The sequence below is a fragment of the Bremerella sp. JC817 genome (assembly GCF_040718835.1).
GTDB lineage: Bacteria > Planctomycetota > Planctomycetia > Pirellulales > Pirellulaceae > Bremerella.
Window position 1 is genome coordinate 225784 of sequence record NZ_JBFEFG010000280.1, and the last position, 22606, is coordinate 248389.

The following is a 22606-nucleotide window of genomic DNA, read 5'->3' on the forward strand; positions in this document are numbered from 1 at the left end:
AGGGAATCCGCAGAGCGGCCGTTATTGACCCACTTTTTTTATCCGTTTACGATTCGAAGGGGATTGTTTAGGAAATATGCATCGAATGGGTCAGTAGACAGCTCCGCTAGCGGCGAAGGAGTAGCCGACGCCGGCCTTTTATCGATGCGTTCTTGGTAAGAGGTTGCGTAATGACAGTTGTCCGTGGCGCCCTGGGTATCCATCTTTTCTTCTCTTTGTTGATGCTGACCGCGCTGGTCGGCTGTACCAGCGGAGCTTCCGATCTCTCTCCGGAAGAGCTCAAGCAGGCCATCAAGGAATTTAACTTTGATGAAGGCTTGCCATTCCCTGACTTCACCCCGCCAGCCACCCTGGAAGAGCTCGACTCGGCCAACAAGTGGACCGACAAGACCGTCGTCGATCCGCTTCCCCATCTGGACGAAGAGCTGAAAGATTTCAAACCGCCAATGACTCCGGCGGAAGCCTGCGAAATCCGACCGAAGGATGACGCCGACTACAAGAAGATCCTTCAGTCGATGCGGATCCAACCATCCAAAGAGAATCCAGCCGAACAAGACGCCAGCTGGGTCCACCACGAAAATGGTGACGTCAACAGCTTGAACCCACTGCGTATGAGTTCGGTGGGTGACTTCTTCTACGTTTACATGTGCGGCGTTTCGGCCACGACTTCGACCATCGATCTCGAATCGGTCGGCGATGGCCGCTTCATCAAGACGTGGCAGGGGAACGAAGACAACACGATTCAGAAGGTGGTCATTCGCGACGACCTGACCTGGAGCGATGGCACGCCGATCACCGCCTACGACTGGGAATTCACCTACAAGGTGCTGCTGCATCCGAAGCTGAGCGTAATGTTCCCAGCCCTGCCAAGCTCGCTCGACAAGGTGAAGCTGATCAAAGCCTACGACGACCACACCTTCGTGATCTTCCACGAGATGTCGAGCCCGGTGAACGACATGAAGTTGGAATTCCCGATCGTGCCGAAGCACTTGTACGAGCCAGCTATCGCAGTTGATCCTACGCTGACCGATAGCGACTTCTTCCTGGAACAAGAGATTCACCCAACCGTTGGTGGTCCTTACGAAGTGACACAGCGTGATCGCAATCAGCGTATCGTGCTGAAGCGTCGCGAGTCGTTCTACATGAAGGATGGCAAGCAGATCCAAGCGAAGCCACACTTCGCTGAGATCCGTATGGAAATCATCGAGAACCCGAACCAGGCTTTGTTGGCGATGACCGCCGGCAAGCTGGACGACTCGCAGATCTCGGCCACCAAGTGGGACACCGAAACCAACACGGCCGAGTTCTACGAAAAGAACATCAAGGTCAAGCACATCGCCTGGTCGGAAGGGCACATCGCCTGGAATACCGAGACGCCTTATTTCAACGATGCTCGCACCCGTCGCGCGATGAGCCACGCCATCGATTACGACGCGATCATTAACGGCATCATGAAGGGCATCCACGAACAAGCCAACGGCCCGTTCCATCCTTCAGCCTGGTTCGCTCCGCAGCCTTCGCTGCCGATGTATGACACCGACCTGGCCAAGTCGCGTGAACTCCTGACCGAAGCTGGCTGGACCGACTCCGACTCCGACGGCATCCTCGACAAGGAAATCGACGGCAAGAAGGTCGCCTTCTCGTTCCAATTGATGCACCCAGCCGGTAGCCCAGTCTCGGAACAGATTGCTCGCCAGGTCTCGAACGACTTGGGTAAGCTTGGTATCAAGGCGGAACCTCGTCAGTTCGAGTGGACCGTCCTGCAAGACAAGGCTCGCAGCCACAACTTCGATGCCCTGATGGCAGGCTGGGGTGCCGGTGGCGATCCTTTCTCGACCGACAATATCTACGGCACCGGGGCTCCCCGAAACTATGGTCAGTACTCGAATCCAGAAGTGGACAAGCTGTACAAATTGGGGTTAGCCGAACTTGACCGCGAGAAGCGAGCCAAGCATTATCATGACATCGCCAAGATCCTTTACGAGGATCAGCCATACACTTGGCTCTATTACCGCGCTGACCTGTATGGCTTCAATAAGCGCATGCGAGGATACCAGTTCAGCCCGACCGGACCTTGGTTCTATGAACCAGGTGCGTTCTCGGTTTGGAAAGCCCAGTCGGAATAACCACTGGGCCTAGCGTAACGCGATCCTCGCCCCTCTTTCGAGACAACCAGGGAGCACTGGCTGCATGCTGACGTATATTGCACGCCGCTTATTTATTGGAGTCTTTACCATCCTGGCGGTAACGTGCCTGGTCTACGGTTTGATCCGTAACATGCCAGGCACGCCACTGACGCAGATGACCGAGACCGCCAACGTGCGGCAGATGATGGACGAACGTCAGCAGGAAGAGCTGATGAAGCAGTACCATCTCGATAAGCATTGGATCGTCGGGTACGGCTATTGGCTGGGCAACGTGTTCCAGGGAGACCTCGGACGCGGGATCAACTTCTCGGACCGCCGCCGTGTGACCACCATCATCGGCACGCGACTTCCCAACACGCTCAAGCTAACCGTCACCTCGCTGCTGTTGACGTATATGCTCTGTATACCGATGGGGCTTTACTCAACGGCGAAGAACGCCACGCCAGGCGAACGCACGCTGGCGATCACGCTGTACATTCTGTATGCGTTACCGACGTTCGTGGCGGCCATCTATTTGAACTTATTCTTCGCGGTGAAGCTCGACTGGTTACCGCTCAGCGGGATGACCAGCGAGAACTACAGCAGCCTCAGCACGCTCGGCAAAACGTGGGACGTGCTGAAACACGTGATCCTGCCGATTACTTGCCTCACCTATGGTTCGCTGGCGTACTACACCCGCTTCATCAAAGCGAACATGCTGGAAACGATTCAGCAAGATTACATTCGCACCGCGCTGGCCAAAGGGGTGAGCCCTCGCCGAGCGCTCGTTGTGCACGCCTTCCGCAACTCGTTGATTCCACTGCTCACGCTGGTCGGTCTGACGTTGCCGGCCCTGCTGGCTGGCTCGGTTATTCTGGAATCGATTTACCAGTGGGACGGGATCGGACGGCTCTTCATCGAAAAGATCTCGCAACGCGATTACCCTGTGATCATGGGCCTGGTGCTCATGTTCTCTGTCATGACTCTGATCGGCCAGCTGTTGGCTGACGTGCTTTACGCAGTTGTCGACCCTCGGATCACGTATTCCTAAGCATGAGCGCCGTTCAAGAACTCGCCGAACAACCGATCAAGCCGCAGCAGTCGCTCGGCTTCTGGGCTACCAGTTGGCGACATTACCGCAAGCGTAAGTTTGCCATGGCCGGCTTGATCTACGTGATCTTCCTGGGCCTGGTCGCGATCTTCTCGCCAGCGATCGTCGGCACGAAGCCGATCGTCTGCTACTACAAAGGCAACATTTATTTCCCGGCGATGGGCTATTACAACCCGTCGTGGGAGAACGCGATCTTCACCACCGGCGATCACTTCAACAATCGCTACGAACCCAACCTCAAACAGAACGACCCCAATAGCTGGGCAATCTGGCCGTTGATCCGCCAAGACCCGATCGAACGCGTTCAGGCCGATTGGTTTGAAGGGCAACCTGCGAATCCCCTCAGCATCGAGGGCAATCCGAGTGGCCAGCACTTCTTTGGCACCAGCAGCGTCGGCGTCGATGTCTTCGCCCAGTTGGTCCATGGTACTCGCGTCGCCCTTCTAGTCGGCTTTGTCTCGATGGCGATTGCTTCGGTCATCGGGATCATTATCGGAGCGGTCTCAGGCTACTACGGTGGCTGGGTCGACTTCATCCTGTCGCGGTTCATTGAAATCATCTTGTGCGTGCCAACGCTGATTTTGGTGATCGCGTTGTTGGCGATGGTGGTCAGCCCCAGCATCTGGCAGGTCGTGTTTGTGATCGGACTGACCGGCTGGACCGGGATCGCTCGCTTGACGCGTGCCGAGTTCATGAAACTGAAACAGATTGAATACGTGGCCGCTGCCAAAGCGATGGGAGCCGGACCACTGCGAATCATGTTCGTACATATTCTGCGAAACGCCTTGGCTCCAATCCTGGTGCCGATCAGTTTCGGGATTGCCGGGGCAATTTTCACCGAGAGTGCGCTTAGCTTTCTCGGTATCGGGGCCGACTCGCAAACTCCGACCTGGGGCGATGTCCTGAAAGAAGGTCAGGACCACATTCGTTCGATGTGGTGGCTGAGCTTCTTCCCTGGTCTCGCGATTTTCACCACGGTTTTGGCCTACAACTTGATTGGCGAAGGCATCCAGGAAGCCACCGATCCTCGCACCCGCGACGTCTAAACGATGATCAAAACACTGCTTAAAGTTGACAACCTTCAGACTTACTTCCACGGCGAAGAAACCGTCAAAGCGGTGGACGGTATCTCGTTCTCGCTCGATGAAGGGGAAACCCTCGGCATCGTCGGCGAATCAGGTTCCGGCAAGTCAGTCACTTCGCTGTCGATCATGCAACTGCTGTCGCGCAATGCCAAGATCGAAGGTGGAACGATCTCGTTCCTTGGTACCGATCTCGTGCGACTGCCCGATCCCGCGATGCGGAAGATCCGCGGTAAAGACATCAGCATGATCTTCCAGGAACCGATGACCTCGCTGAACCCGGTCTTCACCGTCGGTTCCCAGGTCATGGAAGCGATCCAACTGCATCAGCAGGTCAGCAAGAAGGAAGCCCGCGAAAAGACGATTCAACTGTTCGACGAAGTCGGCATTCCGGAACCGCACAAGCGTGTCGATTACTATCCGCATCAGATGTCTGGCGGGCAAAAGCAACGCGTGATGATCGCCATGGCACTGAGTTGCAATCCGAAGCTGCTGATCGCCGACGAACCGACGACGGCGCTCGACGTGACAATCCAGGCTCAGATTCTCGACATCCTTCGCCGCCTGCGTGATAGCCGCGGCATGTCGATCTTGTTCATCACGCACGATCTGGGGGTGATTGCTGAAATCGCCGACCACGTGCTGGTCATGTATCGCGGTAACATCGTCGAACATGGCGACATCCACCAAATCTTCGAGAATCCCAAGCATCCGTACACTAAGGGTCTGCTCGCTTGTCGACCACGCCTCGACACGAAGTTCCGTCGCCTGCCAACGGTGAGCGACTTCATGGACTCGAAGAAAACGCCGACCGGCATCGAGATCACCGAAAAGGAAATGACGCCCGAGAAGTTCGACCAGTTGATGGTCACCGGTCGCGGTCGTCTTCTCCATCCGAAACCACAGCTCGAAGCGATCGGACACAAGTGGCGTGACGACGTCTACTCGGCCGATACCAAGTGCGTTCCTGACAACGAGAACCCGCTGCTTTCGGTACGCGATCTGAAGGTCCACTTCCCGATTCGTAAAGGGATCTTCTCGCGGGTTCAAGGGCATGTGAAAGCAGTCGACGGCGTCAGCTTTGATGTTTACCGAGGACAAACCCTGGGTCTCGTTGGCGAGTCTGGCTGCGGCAAGACAACCACCGGCCGAGCCATTCTGCGATTGATCGAACCGACTAGCGGCACCGTTGAGTTCGAGGGGATCGATGTCCGTTCGCTGCGTGGCAAAGCCCTTCGCGAAATGCGAAAGAAGATCCAGATCATCTTCCAGGATCCGTACGGCAGCTTGAATCCACGTATGACGATTGAGTCAGCCGTTTGTGAGCCGATGGTGATTCAGGGAATCGGTGGCTCGAAGAAAGATCAACGCGATCGCGCTGCTTACCTGATGAACGAAGTCGGCATGAACCCCGACCACCTGCGTCGTTACCCGCACGAGTTCTCAGGCGGTCAGCGTCAGCGTATCTGCATTGCCCGAGCACTCGCCGTCGAGCCAGACTTCCTGGTCTGCGACGAATCGGTCTCCGCTTTGGACGTGTCGGTTCAAGCTCAAGTGCTGAACCTGCTGAAAGACCTGCAAGAAAAGCTCGGCCTGACGTACATCTTCATCAGCCACGATCTGAGTGTGGTGAAGTTTATGGCCGACATGATGGCGGTGATGAACGCCGGCGAGATCGTCGAGTTCGGTCCGGCCGAAGATATCTACGCGAATCCGAAAGAGGAATACACGCGAAAGCTGATCAACGCCACGCCGCGTGACGACCTGGAACACATCATCAAGCGTCAGGAAGAACGCAAACAGGCCCGGGCAGAACGCCTCAGCTCGGTGGCGTCGGTATAAGATCGCCAGGGCAGGGGACTCTATAAGTCCCCGCCAGGTACCTCGATCGCTTCACGTAGCATCGGAGCGTTTAAGCGTGATGCTCGTTCCAATGCTTTAGGTAGATCGACACGCCCATCGCAAACACTCCCATCCCTGCCAACACGGCAAAGAGGCCGGATGGAAACATCGAAGGCATCGACTGGGCGGCACCATGTTCTAGTACCGATCCATAGATCAAGAAGATGCCCATCGCCGCAACGGCGCCACCGATCTGATTCAGCTTCCAGTGATGATAGGTGGTCGGAGTCATGGCTAACCTCACTTACTGAAAAAAGTCATGTGGTTGCCTCAATCTCTATTTCAAGCATAGCCTGTATTTCTCGGCCTGGCATGCCTCTGTCGGTGCATAGGCAAACGAAGCTCACGATGCAGGCGTAACCAATAGCGCGCAAAGTTCCAGCTTCTCTCGCAGGTCGGCCGATTCGACCATGCGGGCCTGCTGCCGAAACGCCGCGATCGTCTTTTTCCAGAACCCATGCGTGACGCTGTAATCGCTTGGCTCCGGATCGGTCGGACAGTAACGCCACTGGCGACCCCCGAGATGCTCTTCATTCATGATCTGATTGGCAAGTTGTTCGAGCATGGTCGGGTCGGCCGCCATCGATTTACTTCGCAGCAATAGAATGAGAAGCCCGAGTCGGCAAAGAAGGCGAAATCGTGGCGCAGCTTCTAAAGGGATCCGCCAGGTCAGGTAGCGTCCCAAATGCTGGTCCGCCTCTGATCCGACAACGGCGGCACTCTCCAAAGCGATTGCCAGGCAAGTGTCGTACGCATCACATGGATCCGCTTCATCTTGCAGACGTACGGCACATGCAAAGAGCCGAATTCGATGCCCTTCCTCGGCGGTCGGACCAGGCGGGTAGGGTGGTGGATTGGGTCGATCGGGATCGACCCAACAGGTCAGGCTCAGCACCTCCCGGAGATCGACATCCATCGGCCTGACAAAGGTGCCGGTGCTGCATAGCTGCTTCAGCAGCACGAACATCTCTTCCTTGCCGAAGCCGTTGTCCGCCATGGCGATTTCCTGGAGCCTGGCATCGCTCATCTGCGGACAAAGCCACTCGACCAGACCCTGCTCGCTCGGTGGAAAGCGTTTCAGAAGTTCCTCGGCAATCGTCATCAGGCAGCTCCTCTGTCTATCCGGCGGGGCTGATGTTCCCGCGGAAGATGAAATAGACCGCCCCGCAAATGCAAAGGCCGGCCCACAGGAAATCGAGCCGCAGCGGCTGCTTCATGTAGAACAGGGCGAACGGTATGAACACCGTCAGCGTGATCGCTTCCTGCAAGATCTTGAGTTGCCCCAAGTCCATCTGTGCAAAGCCAATACGATTGGCAGGCACCTGAATCAGGTACTCGAAAAAGGCGATCCCCCAACTGGCCAGGACTGCGAGGATCCATGGTTTGTGCCCCATATCTTTCAGGTGGGCGTACCAGGCAAACGTCATGAAAATGTTCGAGAGGGTTAGCAGAAAGGCGGTCGTTAGGATGGTCGACATAGCGTGAACCTGGTTCCAGGAGGTATAGTCCAATCAAAACGGAATTATGTCGCCGCGACCCGTTTCGGGCGATGGTCCCTGGTTTCGTTTTCCCCTGTTTTTCCCGCTTACGCCCCTTCGGCTAATCTCCGCAAACTAGACAGTGCTGGTATACTGGAGCACCCTGGAAGAGAAACCCCTGATATATGCTGCACTGGTACGACGTCACCGCCTGTAACGCGCGATTCGGCAACGATTCGCAGACCGTCCATTCGCTCCGCCGATTTCGCACGCGGTGGTTGAAGCAGGGACGGTCTTTCGAAGCAGCCTTGGCCGATGTCGCTCCCGAGGTCGCCCAGGTCCTACGCGAGGAAACCCAGCCCCATACCTTGCAGCTGGCGGAAAGGCTCGACTCGCAGAAGGACGGAGCCACCAAGCTCCTTTTCCGCACTGAAGAGGGGCTGATGATCGAATCGGTCATTCTACGGGCCGGAACTGGCCGAACCTCGCTCTGCATCTCGTCGCAGATCGGCTGCGCGGCCGCTTGTCGGTTTTGTGCAACCGGGCAGATGGGAATTGCCCGAAACCTCTCAGCTGCCCAGATTCTCGACCAGGTCGTTCAAGCGAACGAACTGCTGATGGCCGAAGACCGCCGAGTTCGCAACATTGTCTTCATGGGCATGGGGGAACCGCTGCACAATGCCGAGAACGTCCACACGGCGCTCAGCGCGCTCACTTCTCCGTTAGTGTTCGATTATGCCCCCCAAAGAATATTGGTTTCGACGGTCGGCATTCCGGATGAAATGCTACGGATCGACGCGAAGTTTCCCGATCTGAAGCTCGCCTTGAGCCTGCATAGCGCCGACGTGGCCGGCCGACAGTCGCTGATCCCGCTCGCGAAAAGTGTCCCGCTTGAGCAGCTGCGCGAGACACTTTTGAAGCTTCAACTCTCGGAGCGGCGCCGAATCATGATCGAGTATCTGATGCTTGATCAGCGAACCGACCGCCCGGAGGATGCCGAAAAATTGATCGCTTTCCTCAAAAACATCCACGCCTACATTAACCTGATCCCTTACAATTCGATCGACGGTGCCGACCACCTTCAGGGAAGCAGTACCGAGGCACGCGAACGATTTGGCAGGGCACTCCAGGCAGCCGGTTTTCCGGTGACCATTCGCTATTCACTGGGGTCCGATATCGCCGCTGCCTGTGGCCAGCTTATCCAGCGAGAGAATCGCGAGATTGCCAAACAATTGAAGTCTGCCGTAAACCGTTAATCGGACTCGACACCAGGAGGAGCTACGGACATGTCCGCACCGATTCAGTGGGAATATCCGGTTTATCTGATTGCCCATGGAGGTGGTTACACCTCGATCGTCGACCCTCAAGATACCGACGAACAACCACAGCACATTCTGACGACGCATTCCTCCGAGTCGGTCGCCCTCAGCTTCATGCAGCAGTTCGCGATCATTGGCGAACCTCGTCAGTTAAACAACGATCGCGAGTTCCGCTGGTTTCTGAAGAGCCTGAAGCTGCCGGTCACCAAGGTCGCCTACGATCCGCAGCCGGTCGAGTTCGACATCAACGCCAAGTGGGTCTCTTCAATCAAACGATTGCTGGAAGACTTCTTGATCGTTGATAACTCTCCTTGGAACTACCCGGTCTTCGTGGTAGAGACCGAAGAAGGCTTTTCCAGTATCTCCGGCAACGACGAAAACGGAGCATCGATCACGCTGCTCAATCTGTTCACCGAAGAAGAGAAAGCCAAGGCTTACGCCAAGAAGCAGGAAGAATCTGGCAAGGTTATTACGCTGCATAACATGGAACATGTCCGCGAGATCTTGCTCGGCCTGCGCCAGTCGGTTTCGGCTGTGGCGATGGACCCAGTCTTTGAAGAAAACGAAAGCAGCTCGCAATACTGCATCGGTGTCGACGCATTGTTGGACAAGTACCTGGTTCTCGATCAGTAAGACCAACCAGCACCAACCGCAAGGAAGCCGGTCATGGGGGAAGACAGTTACGCACCGTACCTGATGTTCTTCGGTGGAATTATCCTGATAATCTGGCTGCTAATGCGTCGCAGTTGGAAGAGCCAGGCCCAGGTTCGTAAGGCTCGTAAGAAAGAAGGGCACCTGGTTCGAAACCCTCGACCGGCTCAGTCGCAGTGGACCATGTCAGATGGTCCACACGAACTGAACCAATGGCAAGTCGAAATGCTCGAGCGAACGCGCGAGTTTCAGGGATTGGTCGACACGAAGCTGCTGATCTTGCAGCGAACGCTTGTAAAACTGGAACAAGCCGCCAGCCAACTTCCCGCGGAAGAGCGTGAAACGCTGCGGCCCGTCGTAGAAGAAAGCGAACAAATCGTTCGTGAAGGAAGCCCCAACTTTCGGTCTGTCTCAGAGCTTCTCTGCGACGACGAGAAACTGGCCGACATTTACAGCCTGGCCGACAACGGCTCGTCCGCCAGTGAGATCGCCCAGCAGTTGGACATCGAAGTTGAACACGTCGAAGCCGTGCTAAGGCTGAGAAAGAACTGACGTTCGCCTCTAACTCGATTCTTCAGGTCGTCGCCTTGGGACGCAACAAGATCGGCACCAACCAGATCAACAGGCCCCACACCAGCAGATCCAGACACAACGCCTGCCAGTGAAACGTTTCTAACTCGCCACGCTGCCAACGAGCAATTGGAAACGGAAAGCCAATCTTCGTCCAAAAACCAACCGGCAAACCATATCGCATCGGCCAGTTGCTCAACACTGCCAGTCCGACCAAGATAGCCGACCAGACGCCCCTGCGTGAAGCAAAGCTTCGGCGTTGTGGCTTGTCAGAGAGAGTCTTGGTGTTCATGCGCTGCTTTTAGGATCGAGTACGAAAAGCTTCGTTACTGTCAGTTTGCCAGAATGCGACTTCGATCGCCAAGATTTTGTACAGTGGCTTTGCATCCCGCGAGACAAGAAACAGAAAAGCCCACGTCCTGAGATCGTGACGTGGGCTTCGTTTAGTTTTCGACCGACGCTTAGTGAATGCGCTGCCCTGGCTTGGCACCTTCATCGGGGCTCAGCAAGAACACTTCTTCGCCGCCAGGACCGCTGTCCCCTTATTTTATTCTTCAAGACGATAAGAACAGTACTCTGGATTTTCGGGATCCCAAAACACGAGCAGTCGATCACACTCTGGGCACTTATAGAATGTGAATCCGTTAACCGCTAAAGCGGCAGAAATATCATCGGTTGGAAAAGCAGACTCAGGTGCTTTTGAAAACTCTTTAACTAACGGCCACATTTTTGCATCAGGAATTCCCCAATATAGATCTTCGCAAGGAGATTCGATATCAATTAATACAAATCCACATCTACATCTTGTTTTTGACATATCCATTTCCTCACGAGGATAATAGGCCGGGCTCCTTTCCTGACCTCGTTCCTTACATCGATCTCCATTCAGCAATAAACTGCCCTGCCAACATTGCAAATACAACCAAGGGATCTTCCTTCTTGTTTTTGGCTAACTCTTCAAGCGCGAATGCCCATCCAGCTGCGTTTGATTCACCAGTTAATGAATGCAGCCAATCCGCAAACCGAAAATAAAAACCGTTTAGGTGAAGAATTGCGCCTAGTTTTTCAAAAGCCTCTTGGTGACCGTATAGCAAGTATTCAAGATCCTTCAGTGATTTAAAATACATGCCCGGCTTTTCCATAGCTCGCTGAATTAAATCACTGCAAAAAGACTTATAGTCAGAATCCGAAATGGATGTCATTAGCATATTCCCATAGAAGAAATTAGCGGGGCGGGGTTCCTGACCCATTCTCTCTTCTCAGCTGCTCGAACTCCCAGCAATTCTCTTTTACGTGATACTGAGCTTCTGCTGATCGCAACAATTCATCTAGTGACGCATAGTACCCTTCAACCCTAGCATTGCCATCGCGGCTTATGAGATTTAAAAACACACCTTCATCTTGTGTGCATTTCCACGCCTCAACTTCCATTACGTCATATATTCCCTGGCCTGGAAGTGACTTGGCCACCGCTATTCGGTGGATCGTGAGCTCCTTAAAGCGATCAAAGAGATCTACAAATTCTTCGTATCCTGCTTCGTCGCTCCCGAATTTCTCGGCAATCATCCGCCATGCACTTCCTTCGTATCTCGTCCAACGACCATGAATTGACTTTCTCGATTTGCCGTACTTCCGAGCTACCCAATTTGAAAACTGGCCAAATGACAACGGCCCTTCCATGAGGCGTGATCGACGTTGCGGGAATTTCTCAGAGAATCCCTGAAAAGCTGCTTCAATCGCGTGAAGCTTTCTTAGTGCTGGATTCTGCTTAGCTCGGAGTATGAACTCGCGGACAAAACTGCTTGCGTTGTTCACTTTCCCACTCGATTTGTTTAGGCCGGAATATAAGGGGGCGGAACTCCTGCCTCAACAACAATAAAAAGCCCTCCCAAGGTAATCCCTGGCAGGGCTTTTTGGTTTTCGTTTGGCGAACCCAACCTAGTGAATGCGCTGCCCTGGCTTGGCACCTTCATCGGGGCTCAGCAGGAAGACTTCTTCGCCGCCAGGACCGCTGGCGCAGACCATGCCTTCGCTCAGGCCGAACTTCATCTGACGTGGCTTCAGGTTGGCGACCATGATTACCAATCGGCCGACCAGTTCTTCCGGCTTGTAGGCAGCCTTGATACCGGCGAAGACCTGCTTGCGGTGATCGCCACCGAGGCCCAGCGTCAGCTTCAGCAGCTTACGAGCATCAGGCACTTCTTCTGCCGACAGAACGCGGGCAACACGCAGGTCGACCTTCACGAAGTCGTCGATCGTGCATTCTTCGGCCATCGGTTCGTCGACCATTGGCTGGGCACTGTCTTCAAACTTGGCGGCCGTTTCGTCGGCCTGGCTGGCACCGGCCGGAGCTTCGGCGGCGGCTTCTTCTTTACTGTCTTCAATCATGGCATGCACCTTTTCAATTTCGACGCGTTGGATCAAGTGTTCAAATTTGTTGACCGCCGTACCAGTCAGCGGCGTTTGCGATTGCTGCCAACTGACGATCGGATCGTTCAGCAGATTGCCGGTATCGACCGCCAGCTTCGGCAGAACTGGAGCCAGGTAGACCACAATTTGACGGAACAAATTGATACCGACCGTACACACATCTTGCAGCTTCTGGGCGTTCTCCGGATCTTTCCGCAGTTCCCACGGCTTGTTCGATTCGATATACGGATTGGCGGCGTCGGCCAGCTCCAGGATCAGACGCATCGCCTTGTTCAAGTCGCAATCTTCGTACGCCTTGGCGATCTCTTCGCCTGCCTTGGCACCCTTTTCAAACAGGCCGCCATCTTCCGGATAAACTTCCGAGAGGCCGGTCTTCTCAACGAACTTGGCGGCCCGCGAGGCAAGGTTCACGATCTTGCCACGCAGGTCGGCGTCGACCTTCTCGACGAACTCTTTCACGTTCAGATCCAAGTCGTCCAGTCTCGGGCCGAGCTTGGTGGCGTAGTAGTATCGCAGGTAGGCCGGGTCTAAGTGCTTCAGGTAGGTCGCCGCTTTGACGAACGTCCCGTCGCTCTTCGACATCTTCTTGCCATCGACCGTCAGGAATCCGTGAATGTGCACCTTGGTTGGCAGCGTGAAGCCCGCCGTCTTGAGCATGCCAGGCCAGAACAGCGTGTGGAAGTACGTGATGTCTTTGCCGATGAAATGATGGACTTCCGTTTCTGGATTCTTCCACCAGTCGGCCAATTCTTCGCCGTTCTTCTTGCACCACTGCCAGGTCGACGCGATGTAGCCAATCGGAGCATCGAACCAGACATACCAATAGTCGCCAGGACTATCGGGGATCTCGAAACCGAAGTAAGGCCCTGGACGCGAGATGTCCCAGTCCTTCAGCTCTGGCTCTTTCGGGTTATCGAGAAAGTGGCCCTTCAGGTAGTTGGCCACTTCGTCCTGCAGATGCTTGCCACACTGGGTCCACTCGTTAAGGAACTCGTGCAGTTGTTCCAGGCGAACGAACAAGTGCTTGGCGGTCTTCAGTTCCGGCGTCGCTCCGGAAAGGGTGCTCTTCGGATCGATTAATTCGGCCGGCGTGTAGGCGGCGCCACACTTCGAGCAGTTATCGCCAGGCTGGTTCTCGGACTTGCAATTCGGACAAGTTCCCCGGACGAAACGATCGGCGAGGAACGTTTTCTTTTCCGGGTCGAACAGCTGATGCACATCCTTCTCGACCACCAGGTCGGCATCGCGCAGCGACTGCCAGAACTCGTGACAGAGGACACGGTTCTCTTCGCTATTGGTCGAGCCGTAATTGTCGAACTCGATCCCGAAGCCAGCAAAGTCTTGCTGGTGCTCTTCGCTCATCTTGGCGATGAACTCTTCTTCGGTCACCCCGTTCTTCTGAGCGCTGATCATGATGGCGGTGCCATGCGTATCGTCCGCGCAGAAGTAGCGGCAATCGTTTCCAAACAGGTTCTGGAAACGGACCCAGATATCGGTCTGGATGTATTCCACCAGATGCCCGATATGGATCGGCCCATTCGCGTAGGGCAGGGCCGAGGTGACCAAAATGCGTCGTGCCATGGGGGATTCCTCTTGGGTGAGGTCCTATCGCAGGGGTTTTGTCTTCAAGAACGGGGCATTGTACCGCACACCGCCATGTGCGCGGAGTGCGGTCCCCGGTGCTCCCCCTAGACAGAAGTGGGGGGCAAAAGGTTCAATTTCCGGCGATTTCGGCCTGATTACTGGCCTGCAAGCGGTTCCCGCTGGCAACATCGCAAGCTACGCAAGCTGCTCTTTCAGCCAAGCCAAGTCACGTTTCATGGCGGCCAGATGGTTCGAGACCTCAGCCCCTGCGTCGCCATGTAAGTACTCTACATGCAGCGAGATTGGTGCCTGGTAATTGCTTTCCTTCAGCAGTTGGAAGAACTGCTTCGGCATTTCCCCTTCGGTTACCGAGCACCACTCTGGCCGGCCGTTATTGCCTTTGAAGTCTTTGACATAGACCGAGCCGAGATGCGACTGAACCAGATTCCACTGGATTGGCCAGGCCATGTTCCCTTCGCAGCGTGCATGGCCGATATCGAAGGCCATGGCAACGTACTTCGGATCGTACTGACGAACCAATTGCATCATGTCCCAGATCGGTGCCCCCATGAAGTTGGCACCGGAGTGATTCTGGTAGACCGCCTGAATTCCGATTTCCTCGTTCATCGCGGCAAGGTCTTTCAGCTTGGCCCCTGCTTCGCGAAGCTGCGGCAGGATCGGCTTCTTCAAGTCGTACCGGTAGTAATCCATCCGGTAGCTCGGGATCCCCAACTCCTTGGCAACCTTCAACGTCTCTTCCGCGTTGGGCGAATCGACACTGTTGATGCTCGACGTCATCACGTCGATGGTCAGGTCACGTTTCTTTAAAGCTTCGACGAACTTCGGCAGCTCGTCAGCGACTTGCTCTGGCTCGATGTGCCCGCGACGGCGGATCGGAGCTTCGATGCCATCGAAACCGATCTCGGCGATGGCGTCGGCCATTTGGTCGTAGGAGAGTGGCTGCAGGAACTTGGTGAAGGTGATCACCTTCCAGCGAGACGGCTTGGCTTCTTCGGCGGAAAGCGTGCTGCCCAGTCCCATCGCTGCCGCAGTGCCCAGGGAAGTTTGCAACATTTGTCGACGGTTCAACGCGAACATGTTCGATTCCTTATTTTGAAACCGGGATCACTTTGCGAACCCGATGGTTGTTGGTGTCGCCAATGTAGAGCGCGTTGTCCGCTCCGATGCCAATCCCGTGCGGACGATCCATCTTGGCTTGCGTGGCGGGGCCACCATCGCCGGAGAAGCCGCGGCCTTTCGGTCCGACGCCGGCAACCGTACGGATGCGATCGTTCTGAACGTCGATCTCGCGAATGACCTGGTTCTCGGTGTCGACGACGTACAGCTTGCCGTTGGGTGCCTTGGCGATTCCCTTCGGGCCGTTCATCGTGGCTTCTTTCGCACTGCCGCCATCGCCGCTGTAGCCTTGTTTGCCGCTGCACGCAACATGCTCGATCTTGCCGCTGTTCAGATCCAGGCGCCAAACACTATGGCCTTCACGGAGGGCAATCCACAGATCGTTGCCGTCGACGAATAAGGCCCGTGGTCCGAGGATCGGCTTGCCTTCCACAGTCTGGCCATCAACCGGAAGCTTCTTCTCGCCATTGCCAGCAATCGACTGCACGGTGCCGGTGGCGAGATCGATCGCACGAATACGATGGTTGCCGATATCGGCCACAAACAGCTTTTGGTTATCGGCAGAAAGATCGATGCTATGCGGCTGATTGAATTGAGCCTTCGTGGCAGGACCACCATCGCCACCGTAGCCAGCTTTACCCGTTCCGCCCACCGTCGAAATGGTGCCGGTCTTGGCGTCTACTTTGCGGATGACATGGTTCCGCATTTCAACGAAGTACATGTCGCCGTTGTTGGCAAAACGAACCTCGTAAGGTTCATTCAACTGCGCGTCGGTGGCAGGACCGCCATCGCCGGAATAGCCTTTGGTTCCGTTGCCGGCGACCGTCGTGATCTGCTTCGTCTTCAGATCGACGCGAAGCACACGGTGGTTCTCGACTTCGCAGACATACAAAGCTTCGTCCGGGCCGATCACTACACCAAAAGTTTGACCGATGTTGACCTGATCGACCGGTCCGGCGCTCGCCGAAACCTGTTTCTGACCGGTTCCGGCAACGGTGACGATGTCGCCATAGTCGGTCGCCTGAACGACCGACGCGGCAACGAGACTAATTAGCAGCGAGAGCAAGCAAAGGGGGGAATGCATGAGGTAGGCTCGCAAGTGAGGGATTTCAATTTAGCTGACAATCATTGCGACTGGCCCCGCATTATAGTCCCCCTGAACCGTAGCTTCACGGCTTAATCAGAATTTTCCCTGCCAGGGTGCCCGCTTGTCGCAGGGTGTTATCTTCCTGCAGTTGATGGGCGGCGGCGGCCTCGGAAAGTGGGAACACTTTGCCGATCTGCGGCTTCAGTTTTCCTTCGGCGAGCCAGCGACTGATCTCTTCGCCACACACGGCCATCTCTTCCGGGGTTGCCTTGAACATGACGAACCCATGCAGGCTACAGCCCTTCACATAGAACGGACCCACCGGGAACTCTGGCCGGGCATCGCGGCCGGCCATCAGCACCATCCGGCAACGCTCGGCGGCGATGCTCACCAGGAAGTCGAAGTCAGGCTCGCGAACCGTTTCCCAGATCACGTTCACGCCGCTGGGGCAGACCTTCAAGACTTCTTCGGTGACGTTCTGCGTCTTGTAGTTGAAGACGTAGTCGGCCCCCAGTTCTTTGCAAAGCTCGGCCTTGGCATCATTACCGGCGGTGGCGAGAACCGTCGCGCCGATCGCTTTGGCCATCTGAACGACCATCGAGCCAACCCCACCTGAGCCGCCATGCACGAAGATCGTTTCGCCAGCCTTCAGTCGGGCATTGTCGGCACCCAGTCCCATGTGAGCGGTCACGCCGGTTAGCGCACAGGCAGCCGCTGCGTCGTCGGAAACGCTGTCCGGGGTCGCGTAGAGCCAGTGTTCGTCGACGACGGCATACTCGGCGAACGTTCCTTGGCGACCGACCAGGCCCTGGTTGGTTCCCCAAACTCGCTGCCCAACCGCGAACTTGCTGGCCCCGGGACCGACCGCTTCGATCGTTCCGGCGAGGTCGCTTCCGGTGACGAACGGCTTGGGCAATTCCCAGTAGTTCGCCCCATTGCGAAGGTAGGTATCGATTGGATTGAGGGCAGCCGTACCGACTTTCACCAAAACTTGCCCTTGCCCCGGCTCAGGCGTTGGCAGCTCGCCAACTTGGATGACTTCTGGTGGTCCTGTTTCTTCAATGTATGCCGCTTTCATCGCGAACCCTTCCTCGGTTGGGGTGATTGTCGTTGGTCGACCACTTTCATCGTACTGCCCGCGACTACCCACAAACAAGCTGGGCAAACGGCATTCGTGGCTGTGCACTAGCTCGCCTTAGTGCACAATAGAAGGAAGACCCCGCTACTACAGGAAGGAACGTGCATCATGAAGAACACCGCCCTCATCACCGGAGCTTCCAGCGGTATTGGCCGCGAACTTGCCTGGGTACATGCTGAGACCGGAGGCGACCTGATTTTGATCGCCCGTCGGGGCGAAGTTCTGGAAGAACTCAAGCAACAATTGATCGAGAAACACAAGGTCGAAGTCCTTTGCATCGCCATCGATCTGAACGAGCCTGACGCGGTGAAGAAGGTCTACGACCAGGTCGACGCCGCCGGTATTGAAGTCAACTTTCTGATTAACAACGCCGGCTTCGGAAACCACGGTCCGTTCTACAAACATGACTGGAGCACCGATGGTGGCATGATCCACTTGAACGTCACCGTGCTCAGCGAGATGACGCATCGTTTTCTGCCTGACATGCTGCAGCGGAAACATGGACACATTTTGAACGTCGGTTCGACAGCTGGCTTTTTGCCAGGGCCGACCATGGCGGTCTACTACGCCTCGAAGGCTTACGTCCTTAGCTTTTCGCAAGCGATCGCCGAAGAGGTCGCCGAGTTTGGGGTGACCGTTACCGCCCTTTGCCCTGGGCCGGTCGCGACCGAGTTCTTCGATCGTGCCCACGCCAAAGATGTCGGCATGTTCAAGAAGGGTGCCAGCGCTCGCAAAGTGGCCGAACTCGGCTATCGATCGATGAAGAAGGGACGATTGGTCGTGATCGATCAGTGGGGGCTCTGGTTCCTGCTGAACTTTGTCACACCCTGGGTTCCGCGCCGCACGTTGTTGAAGATTTCTCGCTGGCTATTGGGAAGTTAATCGAAACACGCGCAACCGAGAATTCATTTCTTTGCAAACCCGAACGCAAGCCGATTATGATGACCGGTAGTTCGGGGGCCGATGGCGTCCCCAAGCCGGCACTTCGCATTTGAATCGGGGACAAGTGATGAAGAACGTACTCGCGGCATTCTTGCTTTCGGTTAGCTTGTTCATTTCACCCTCGTTCTGCCTGGCGGAAGAGACCAGTCCGGACGAAGCCGCAATGGCCCAAGAGGCCTTCGTATATGGCTATCCGCTGGTGATGAACTACGCGACGATGTACGAGTACTTCATCGACAGCACGTCGAGCCAGTACAAGTGCGGGTTCAACGAGATCTATAACTCGGCTCACGTCTACACACCAGCCGATACCTCGGTGGTCACGCCCAACAGCGATACGCCGTACTCGTTCTTTTGCGCCGACTTGCGGGCCGAACCGATCATCTTCGCCGTGCCAGAGATGGAAGCGGAGCGTTACTACTCGGTGCAGTTGGTCGATCTCTACACGTTCAACTATGGTTACGTCGGCAGTCGAGCCACCGGCAACAAGGCTGGCAAGTTCATGATCGCTGGCCCGAACTGGGATGGCGAAACGCCATCAGGGGTCGATAAGGTCTTCCACTGCGAGACCGATTTTTCGATGGCCATTTTCCGGACGCAGTTATTCGGCCCCGACGATCTCGAGAACGTCAAGAAGATCCAGACAGGCTATCAGATCATTCCGCTTTCGCTTTACCTGGGCGAGCCTTCGCCAGATTCGCCTCCACCGGTCAACTGGCCGAAGATCGACAAGCAACTGGCGGCGACCAATCCATATGCTTACCTGGCGTTTGTCCTTCGCTTTTGTCCTGCCATTGGCGAAGCCAAGTCCGAAGAAGGCTTGCGGGCACGCATGCAGAAGATGGGCGTCGAGGGTGGCAAGCCATTTCCTTGCTGCGAGTTGACCGGTGCCCAGGAAGTTGCCCTGCGTCTTGGGGCCGAGAATGGTCTGACCGCGATCCGTGAGAAAGCGGATGGCGTCGGAACTTCAATCAACGGCTGGCGGGTCATGAATGTTCAAGCCGATCGCGAGTCGTACCAGGGAGACTGGCTCCTACGAGCAGCGATCGCGATGGCAGGGATCTATGCCAACGACTCGATCGAGGCCACCTATCCGCTGGCTCGGGTCGACAGCGAAGGCAATCCGCTGGATGGCAAAGAAAACCGCTATACGATCACCTTCCCAGCCGAGCAGTTGCCACCGGTGAACGCCTTTTGGTCGATCACCATGTACGACGGAACGACGCAATTACTGATCAAGAATCCGATTGATCGGTACCTGATCAATTCGCCGATGCTGCCTGAGTTGAAGAAGAATGAAGATGGTTCGCTGACCCTCTACATTCAAAAAGAGCCTCCAGCCGAAGCGCTGAAGGCCAACTGGTTGCCGGCCCCAGATGGGCCGATCTATATGGTGATGCGGCTCTATTGGCCGAAGACCGAAGCTCCTTCGATTCTGCCTCCAGGTCAAGGAACCTGGAAGCCTCCGGTAGTCGTCAAAGCTGACTGAGCCTTAAGCAGCCTGACGCAGTTTCAAAGCGTGCGAACTTTCCTCGTCGAAGTTGGTCAAGCTACGGACGGCGTACGAATCGTTGCCGTTCGAGGCGTAGTAGATCCGAGCGTTCACTTCGCCTAGCAGCCCCATGCCAAACATCTGCGAGCCCAGGATTGTGCTCAACACGGCCAGAAGCAGCAGTGGGTTGCCAGTCATGTCGACGCCGCCGGCCAGCTTCATGCCGATCGTCGTCAGCACGCTCAGGAAAGCAATGCCGAGACAGGCAAAGCCCATGCGGCCGAATAGTTTCATCGGGCTGGTGAAGAACTGCTGCATGTAAGTAACGGTCAGCAGGTCGAGCACCACGCGGGTCGTACGACCGATGCCGTACTTGGTTTGACCGAAACGGCGAGCATGGTGACGGGTCACCACTTCGACGCAACGGGCACCACGCTGATGGGCCAGAATCGGAATGAATCGGTGCATTTCGCCGTACAGTTCCAGTTCGACGGCGATCTCGCGGCGGATTGCCTTCAACGTGCAACCCAGGTCATGGATCGGGAACTTGGTAACGCGGCTGATCAGCCAGTTAGCGATCTTCGAGGGAAGCTTGCGATTGACCCAGGCATCCTGACGATTCTTCCGCCAGCCATGAACCAGGTCGTAACCTTCGTCGATCTTCGAGAGCATCATCGGGATGTCTTCGGGATCGTTCTGCATGTCCCCATCCAGGGTGATCACCACGTCCATCGACGCGTGCTGGATCCCGGCATGCATGGCGGCCGTTTGTCCGTAGTTACGACGGAACTCGACCACTTTCACATGCTTGTCGGTCGCCGCGACTTCCTTCAGCTTGGCGGTCGATCCATCGCTCGAACCGTCATCGACGAACAAGATCTCGTAATCCCGCCCCAGATTCGCTAGCACCTGGTGCAAGCTGCTATACAGGAGAGGAATCGTCTCGATTTCGTTGTAAACCGGAACAACAACGGAAACACTCATGGTGATCAAAACCCGCGTGAAATTCGAATAAATCAGGGCTCAAGTTCCAGCATCGAAATGCCGACGAGCCCGGCAGCGCGGGGATGTTAGCAAACGGAGCGTTTCGGGAGCAAGGGCAGGTGTGGAAAGCCGCCTGGCAGGGCGTTCACCTTCCAAAAGCCTCGCCCCAGCCGGCCACCCTATGGCCAGCCAATTTCATAGCCCAGCACTTCCGCACATCGCTCGACCAGCGGACGAACCGCCTCTTGATGTTGGGCCGAATAATAGGGAATCAGGATCCCTTCGCCCGGCTTGAGCACCAGATTCAGATCGTGCTCGCTCGTGGGATCATCGGCCAGGACCACCGCGATCGATTCTTGTTGCAGGGCACGCTGCTGCTCGATCAGTTCGGCCGGGGCGTTCATCCGCAGAAGTGCCGCGATCGTTTCTCCCACGGCGTCGGCTCCCCCTTCCCGGTCGATTTCACAAAAGGGGAAAGCCTCTTGAAATCGCGCGGCGATCTCTTCAGGGCTCAGAAATGGGGCGTTATTGCGAGGTGTCAGCAGGTGGCTCATGCGATGCATTTTACGAGGGGGTAGGATCTCTGTTCAACGCAGTTTCCAAATGAGGCAAGCCCTAGAAAAAGCTAAGCGCAAGGCAACATTCTCCTTTTTTTCTCGGTTTTATCGCCTTTGGCCCCTCGCCTTTCGCCTGCGGGGTCTGCATTGTGATAGTTGGGAGAATTTCGCGGGCTGAAGCAGCCGTATTGCTTGTTTCGCCACCCCCTCGCAGGCCAAGTTGTAAGCTAGGCTTGCTGAGAGTGCCCTGTCACCTTGCCCGATCCATACGCAAGGCTCGTCCACTTAGAAGGTATTTCCATGAGATTTCCGCTACTGTCGTTTGCATTGCTGTTGGTTGCCTCGCCGGTCTTTGGCCAAGGTACGCCTGCTCCGCAAAATTCCGCCCCGCAATATCCTACCCCTCAGTACACCGCTCCGGTTGCTCCTGTTTATCCCGGGTATGGCATGTTCACCAACACCGCCACCGCGGCTCAAGGTGCCCTGGAAGGGATGGCCGACGTTGCCAGCGCTGCCGGGTCGTACAACCTGCAAACCTCGGAAGCCAATATCAACCAGCAAGAAGCCAACCGGCTGTCGATCCAAAACCAACAGATCTATGCCGACACCTATTACCAGATGCGTGCCGAGCACGACGCGTACGAAGCGAAGAAGCATCCGCGTCCAACCGAAGAGCAACTGGTGCACCTCGCCCGGGAAGGCATTCCGAAGCCGCTCCCGTCGGGTAGCCTCGATCAGGTCGCCGGTACGGTCAACTGGCCAGAACTGCTGCAATACCCCGAGTTTGCCGAGGATCGCAAGCAGATCGAAACCATGCTGAAATTCAAAACCGATCATGGCTCGCTCGGAGCCCAGCAGTCGGCACAGTTCACGCAGGCGGTCGAAGACATGGCCGTGATCCTGAAGCGTGGCATCTCGAAGGTTCCGCCTCAGAAGTACATGGAGTCGTACGACTTCCTGAAGAGCCTTCTCTATTCGACCACGCAGAACCAACTGCCGTAAGCATCCCGCACACT

General features: G+C 55.9%; 23 protein-coding genes. 10 read left to right on the forward strand and 13 right to left on the reverse strand.

Annotated elements, in window-relative coordinates:
• Positions 1-170: 170 nt before the first annotated feature.
• The 4 genes from AB1L30_RS19175 to AB1L30_RS19190 all read left to right on the forward strand — a co-directional run bounded on the left by AB1L30_RS19175 (position 171) and on the right by AB1L30_RS19190 (position 6161).
• On the forward strand, positions 171-2126 hold the full coding sequence (locus AB1L30_RS19175) for an ABC transporter substrate-binding protein (RefSeq protein ID WP_367015048.1): 1956 nt from the start codon (positions 171-173) through the stop codon (positions 2124-2126).
• 64 nt (positions 2127-2190) lie between these two features.
• The gene (locus AB1L30_RS19180; RefSeq protein ID WP_345090225.1) at positions 2191-3177 is read left to right on the forward strand and encodes an ABC transporter permease; all 987 of its coding nucleotides are present in this window, start codon (positions 2191-2193) and stop codon (positions 3175-3177) included.
• A 2-nt stretch (positions 3178-3179) separates the two neighbouring features.
• The gene (locus AB1L30_RS19185; protein ID WP_367015050.1) at positions 3180-4283 is read left to right on the forward strand and encodes an ABC transporter permease; all 1104 of its coding nucleotides are present in this window, start codon (positions 3180-3182) and stop codon (positions 4281-4283) included.
• 3 nt (positions 4284-4286) lie between these two features.
• Positions 4287-6161, forward strand: coding sequence for an ABC transporter ATP-binding protein (locus tag AB1L30_RS19190; RefSeq protein ID WP_367015051.1), 1875 nt, complete (start codon positions 4287-4289; stop codon positions 6159-6161).
• A 70-nt stretch (positions 6162-6231) separates the two neighbouring features.
• On the opposite strand, the gene AB1L30_RS19195 is transcribed toward AB1L30_RS19190, so the two are convergent.
• From AB1L30_RS19195 to AB1L30_RS19205, 3 genes are all read right to left on the reverse strand, one after another.
• Positions 6232-6453: a hypothetical protein gene (locus tag AB1L30_RS19195; RefSeq protein WP_367015053.1), complete on the reverse strand. Its 222-nt coding sequence runs from the start codon at positions 6451-6453 to the stop codon at positions 6232-6234.
• A 111-nt stretch (positions 6454-6564) separates the two neighbouring features.
• Positions 6565-7323, reverse strand: a complete 759-nt coding sequence (locus tag AB1L30_RS19200) for a hypothetical protein (RefSeq protein WP_367015054.1) — start codon at positions 7321-7323, stop codon at positions 6565-6567.
• Positions 7324-7339: 16 nt separating this feature from the next.
• A complete protein-coding gene (locus AB1L30_RS19205) occupies positions 7340-7699 on the reverse strand; it encodes a DMT family protein (protein ID WP_367015055.1) in 360 nt (119 codons plus the stop codon).
• Positions 7700-7884: 185 nt separating this feature from the next.
• Between AB1L30_RS19205 and rlmN the strand changes: the two genes are divergently transcribed.
• The 3 genes from rlmN to AB1L30_RS19220 are packed head-to-tail and all read left to right on the forward strand — an operon-like array spanning position 7885 to position 10221.
• A complete protein-coding gene (rlmN, locus tag AB1L30_RS19210; RefSeq protein WP_367015056.1) occupies positions 7885-8955 on the forward strand; it encodes a 23S rRNA (adenine(2503)-C(2))-methyltransferase RlmN in 1071 nt (356 codons plus the stop codon).
• 30 nt (positions 8956-8985) lie between these two features.
• Positions 8986-9651, forward strand: coding sequence for a hypothetical protein (locus AB1L30_RS19215; RefSeq protein ID WP_367015058.1), 666 nt, complete (start codon positions 8986-8988; stop codon positions 9649-9651).
• A 33-nt stretch (positions 9652-9684) separates the two neighbouring features.
• Positions 9685-10221: a hypothetical protein gene (locus tag AB1L30_RS19220; protein WP_367015060.1), complete on the forward strand. Its 537-nt coding sequence runs from the start codon at positions 9685-9687 to the stop codon at positions 10219-10221.
• Between the two features lie 22 nt (positions 10222-10243).
• Here the strand turns inward: AB1L30_RS19220 and AB1L30_RS19225 are convergent, their stop codons facing one another.
• The 8 genes from AB1L30_RS19225 to AB1L30_RS19260 all read right to left on the reverse strand — a co-directional run bounded on the left by AB1L30_RS19225 (position 10244) and on the right by AB1L30_RS19260 (position 17555).
• The gene (locus tag AB1L30_RS19225) at positions 10244-10531 is read right to left on the reverse strand and encodes a hypothetical protein (RefSeq protein ID WP_367015062.1); all 288 of its coding nucleotides are present in this window, start codon (positions 10529-10531) and stop codon (positions 10244-10246) included.
• Between the two features lie 255 nt (positions 10532-10786).
• A complete protein-coding gene (locus AB1L30_RS19230; RefSeq protein ID WP_367015063.1) occupies positions 10787-11056 on the reverse strand; it encodes a hypothetical protein in 270 nt (89 codons plus the stop codon).
• A gap of 52 nt (positions 11057-11108) precedes the next feature.
• Complete coding sequence (locus AB1L30_RS19235; RefSeq protein WP_367015065.1) at positions 11109-11441, reverse strand: hypothetical protein; 333 nt, start codon at positions 11439-11441, stop codon at positions 11109-11111.
• A gap of 22 nt (positions 11442-11463) precedes the next feature.
• A complete protein-coding gene (locus AB1L30_RS19240) occupies positions 11464-12054 on the reverse strand; it encodes a hypothetical protein (protein ID WP_367015067.1) in 591 nt (196 codons plus the stop codon).
• Positions 12055-12177: 123 nt separating this feature from the next.
• The gene (gene metG / locus AB1L30_RS19245; protein ID WP_367015069.1) at positions 12178-14250 is read right to left on the reverse strand and encodes a methionine--tRNA ligase; all 2073 of its coding nucleotides are present in this window, start codon (positions 14248-14250) and stop codon (positions 12178-12180) included.
• A gap of 198 nt (positions 14251-14448) precedes the next feature.
• On the reverse strand, positions 14449-15351 hold the full coding sequence (locus AB1L30_RS19250; protein WP_367015071.1) for a TIM barrel protein: 903 nt from the start codon (positions 15349-15351) through the stop codon (positions 14449-14451).
• A 10-nt stretch (positions 15352-15361) separates the two neighbouring features.
• Positions 15362-16474 (reverse strand): SMP-30/gluconolactonase/LRE family protein, encoded by a 1113-nt coding sequence (locus AB1L30_RS19255; RefSeq protein ID WP_367015073.1) that lies wholly within the window; start codon positions 16472-16474, stop codon positions 15362-15364.
• An 85-nt stretch (positions 16475-16559) separates the two neighbouring features.
• A complete protein-coding gene (locus tag AB1L30_RS19260) occupies positions 16560-17555 on the reverse strand; it encodes an NADPH:quinone reductase (RefSeq protein ID WP_367015075.1) in 996 nt (331 codons plus the stop codon).
• A gap of 168 nt (positions 17556-17723) precedes the next feature.
• On the opposite strand from AB1L30_RS19260, the gene AB1L30_RS19265 reads away from it, so the two are divergent.
• Positions 17724-18497: an SDR family oxidoreductase gene (locus AB1L30_RS19265; protein WP_367015077.1), complete on the forward strand. Its 774-nt coding sequence runs from the start codon at positions 17724-17726 to the stop codon at positions 18495-18497.
• Positions 18498-18624: 127 nt separating this feature from the next.
• Positions 18625-20046 carry a DUF1254 domain-containing protein gene (locus AB1L30_RS19270; protein ID WP_367015079.1) on the forward strand — a complete coding sequence of 474 codons (1422 nt, stop codon included), beginning with the start codon at positions 18625-18627 and terminating at the stop codon, positions 20044-20046.
• A 3-nt stretch (positions 20047-20049) separates the two neighbouring features.
• Here AB1L30_RS19270 and AB1L30_RS19275 read toward each other — a convergent pair whose 3' ends face one another.
• Complete coding sequence (locus AB1L30_RS19275; protein WP_367015081.1) at positions 20050-21033, reverse strand: glycosyltransferase family 2 protein; 984 nt, start codon at positions 21031-21033, stop codon at positions 20050-20052.
• Between the two features lie 179 nt (positions 21034-21212).
• Entirely contained in the window at positions 21213-21587 is a 375-nt protein-coding gene (locus AB1L30_RS19280) for a hypothetical protein (protein ID WP_367015083.1), read from the reverse strand.
• A 303-nt stretch (positions 21588-21890) separates the two neighbouring features.
• Here AB1L30_RS19280 and AB1L30_RS19285 point away from each other — a divergent pair, with 303 nt between their 5' ends.
• Positions 21891-22592 (forward strand): hypothetical protein, encoded by a 702-nt coding sequence (locus tag AB1L30_RS19285; protein WP_367015085.1) that lies wholly within the window; start codon positions 21891-21893, stop codon positions 22590-22592.
• Positions 22593-22606 lie beyond the last annotated feature (14 nt).

Coding starts and splice junctions, on each gene's coding strand:
- AB1L30_RS19250 (WP_367015071.1), bottom strand. CDS start 15,351: ATGTTCGCGTTGAACCGTCGACAAATGTTGCAAACTTCCCTGGGCACT.
- AB1L30_RS19255 (WP_367015073.1), bottom strand. CDS start 16,474: ATGCATTCCCCCCTTTGCTTGCTCTCGCTGCTAATTAGTCTCGTTGCC.
- AB1L30_RS19285 (WP_367015085.1), top strand. CDS start 21,891: ATGAGATTTCCGCTACTGTCGTTTGCATTGCTGTTGGTTGCCTCGCCG.
- AB1L30_RS19200 (WP_367015054.1), bottom strand. CDS start 7,323: ATGACGATTGCCGAGGAACTTCTGAAACGCTTTCCACCGAGCGAGCAG.
- AB1L30_RS19265 (WP_367015077.1), top strand. CDS start 17,724: ATGAAGAACACCGCCCTCATCACCGGAGCTTCCAGCGGTATTGGCCGC.
- metG (WP_367015069.1), bottom strand. CDS start 14,250: ATGGCACGACGCATTTTGGTCACCTCGGCCCTGCCCTACGCGAATGGG.
- AB1L30_RS19280 (WP_367015083.1), bottom strand. CDS start 21,587: ATGAGCCACCTGCTGACACCTCGCAATAACGCCCCATTTCTGAGCCCT.
- AB1L30_RS19205 (WP_367015055.1), bottom strand. CDS start 7,699: ATGTCGACCATCCTAACGACCGCCTTTCTGCTAACCCTCTCGAACATT.
- AB1L30_RS19180 (WP_345090225.1), top strand. CDS start 2,191: ATGCTGACGTATATTGCACGCCGCTTATTTATTGGAGTCTTTACCATC.
- AB1L30_RS19275 (WP_367015081.1), bottom strand. CDS start 21,033: ATGAGTGTTTCCGTTGTTGTTCCGGTTTACAACGAAATCGAGACGATT.
- AB1L30_RS19235 (WP_367015065.1), bottom strand. CDS start 11,441: ATGACATCCATTTCGGATTCTGACTATAAGTCTTTTTGCAGTGATTTA.
- rlmN (WP_367015056.1), top strand. CDS start 7,885: ATGCTGCACTGGTACGACGTCACCGCCTGTAACGCGCGATTCGGCAAC.
- AB1L30_RS19225 (WP_367015062.1), bottom strand. CDS start 10,531: ATGAACACCAAGACTCTCTCTGACAAGCCACAACGCCGAAGCTTTGCT.
- AB1L30_RS19195 (WP_367015053.1), bottom strand. CDS start 6,453: ATGACTCCGACCACCTATCATCACTGGAAGCTGAATCAGATCGGTGGC.
- AB1L30_RS19190 (WP_367015051.1), top strand. CDS start 4,287: ATGATCAAAACACTGCTTAAAGTTGACAACCTTCAGACTTACTTCCAC.
- AB1L30_RS19270 (WP_367015079.1), top strand. CDS start 18,625: ATGAAGAACGTACTCGCGGCATTCTTGCTTTCGGTTAGCTTGTTCATT.
- AB1L30_RS19220 (WP_367015060.1), top strand. CDS start 9,685: ATGGGGGAAGACAGTTACGCACCGTACCTGATGTTCTTCGGTGGAATT.
- AB1L30_RS19175 (WP_367015048.1), top strand. CDS start 171: ATGACAGTTGTCCGTGGCGCCCTGGGTATCCATCTTTTCTTCTCTTTG.
- AB1L30_RS19185 (WP_367015050.1), top strand. CDS start 3,180: ATGAGCGCCGTTCAAGAACTCGCCGAACAACCGATCAAGCCGCAGCAG.
- AB1L30_RS19260 (WP_367015075.1), bottom strand. CDS start 17,555: ATGAAAGCGGCATACATTGAAGAAACAGGACCACCAGAAGTCATCCAA.
- AB1L30_RS19215 (WP_367015058.1), top strand. CDS start 8,986: ATGTCCGCACCGATTCAGTGGGAATATCCGGTTTATCTGATTGCCCAT.
- AB1L30_RS19230 (WP_367015063.1), bottom strand. CDS start 11,056: ATGTCAAAAACAAGATGTAGATGTGGATTTGTATTAATTGATATCGAA.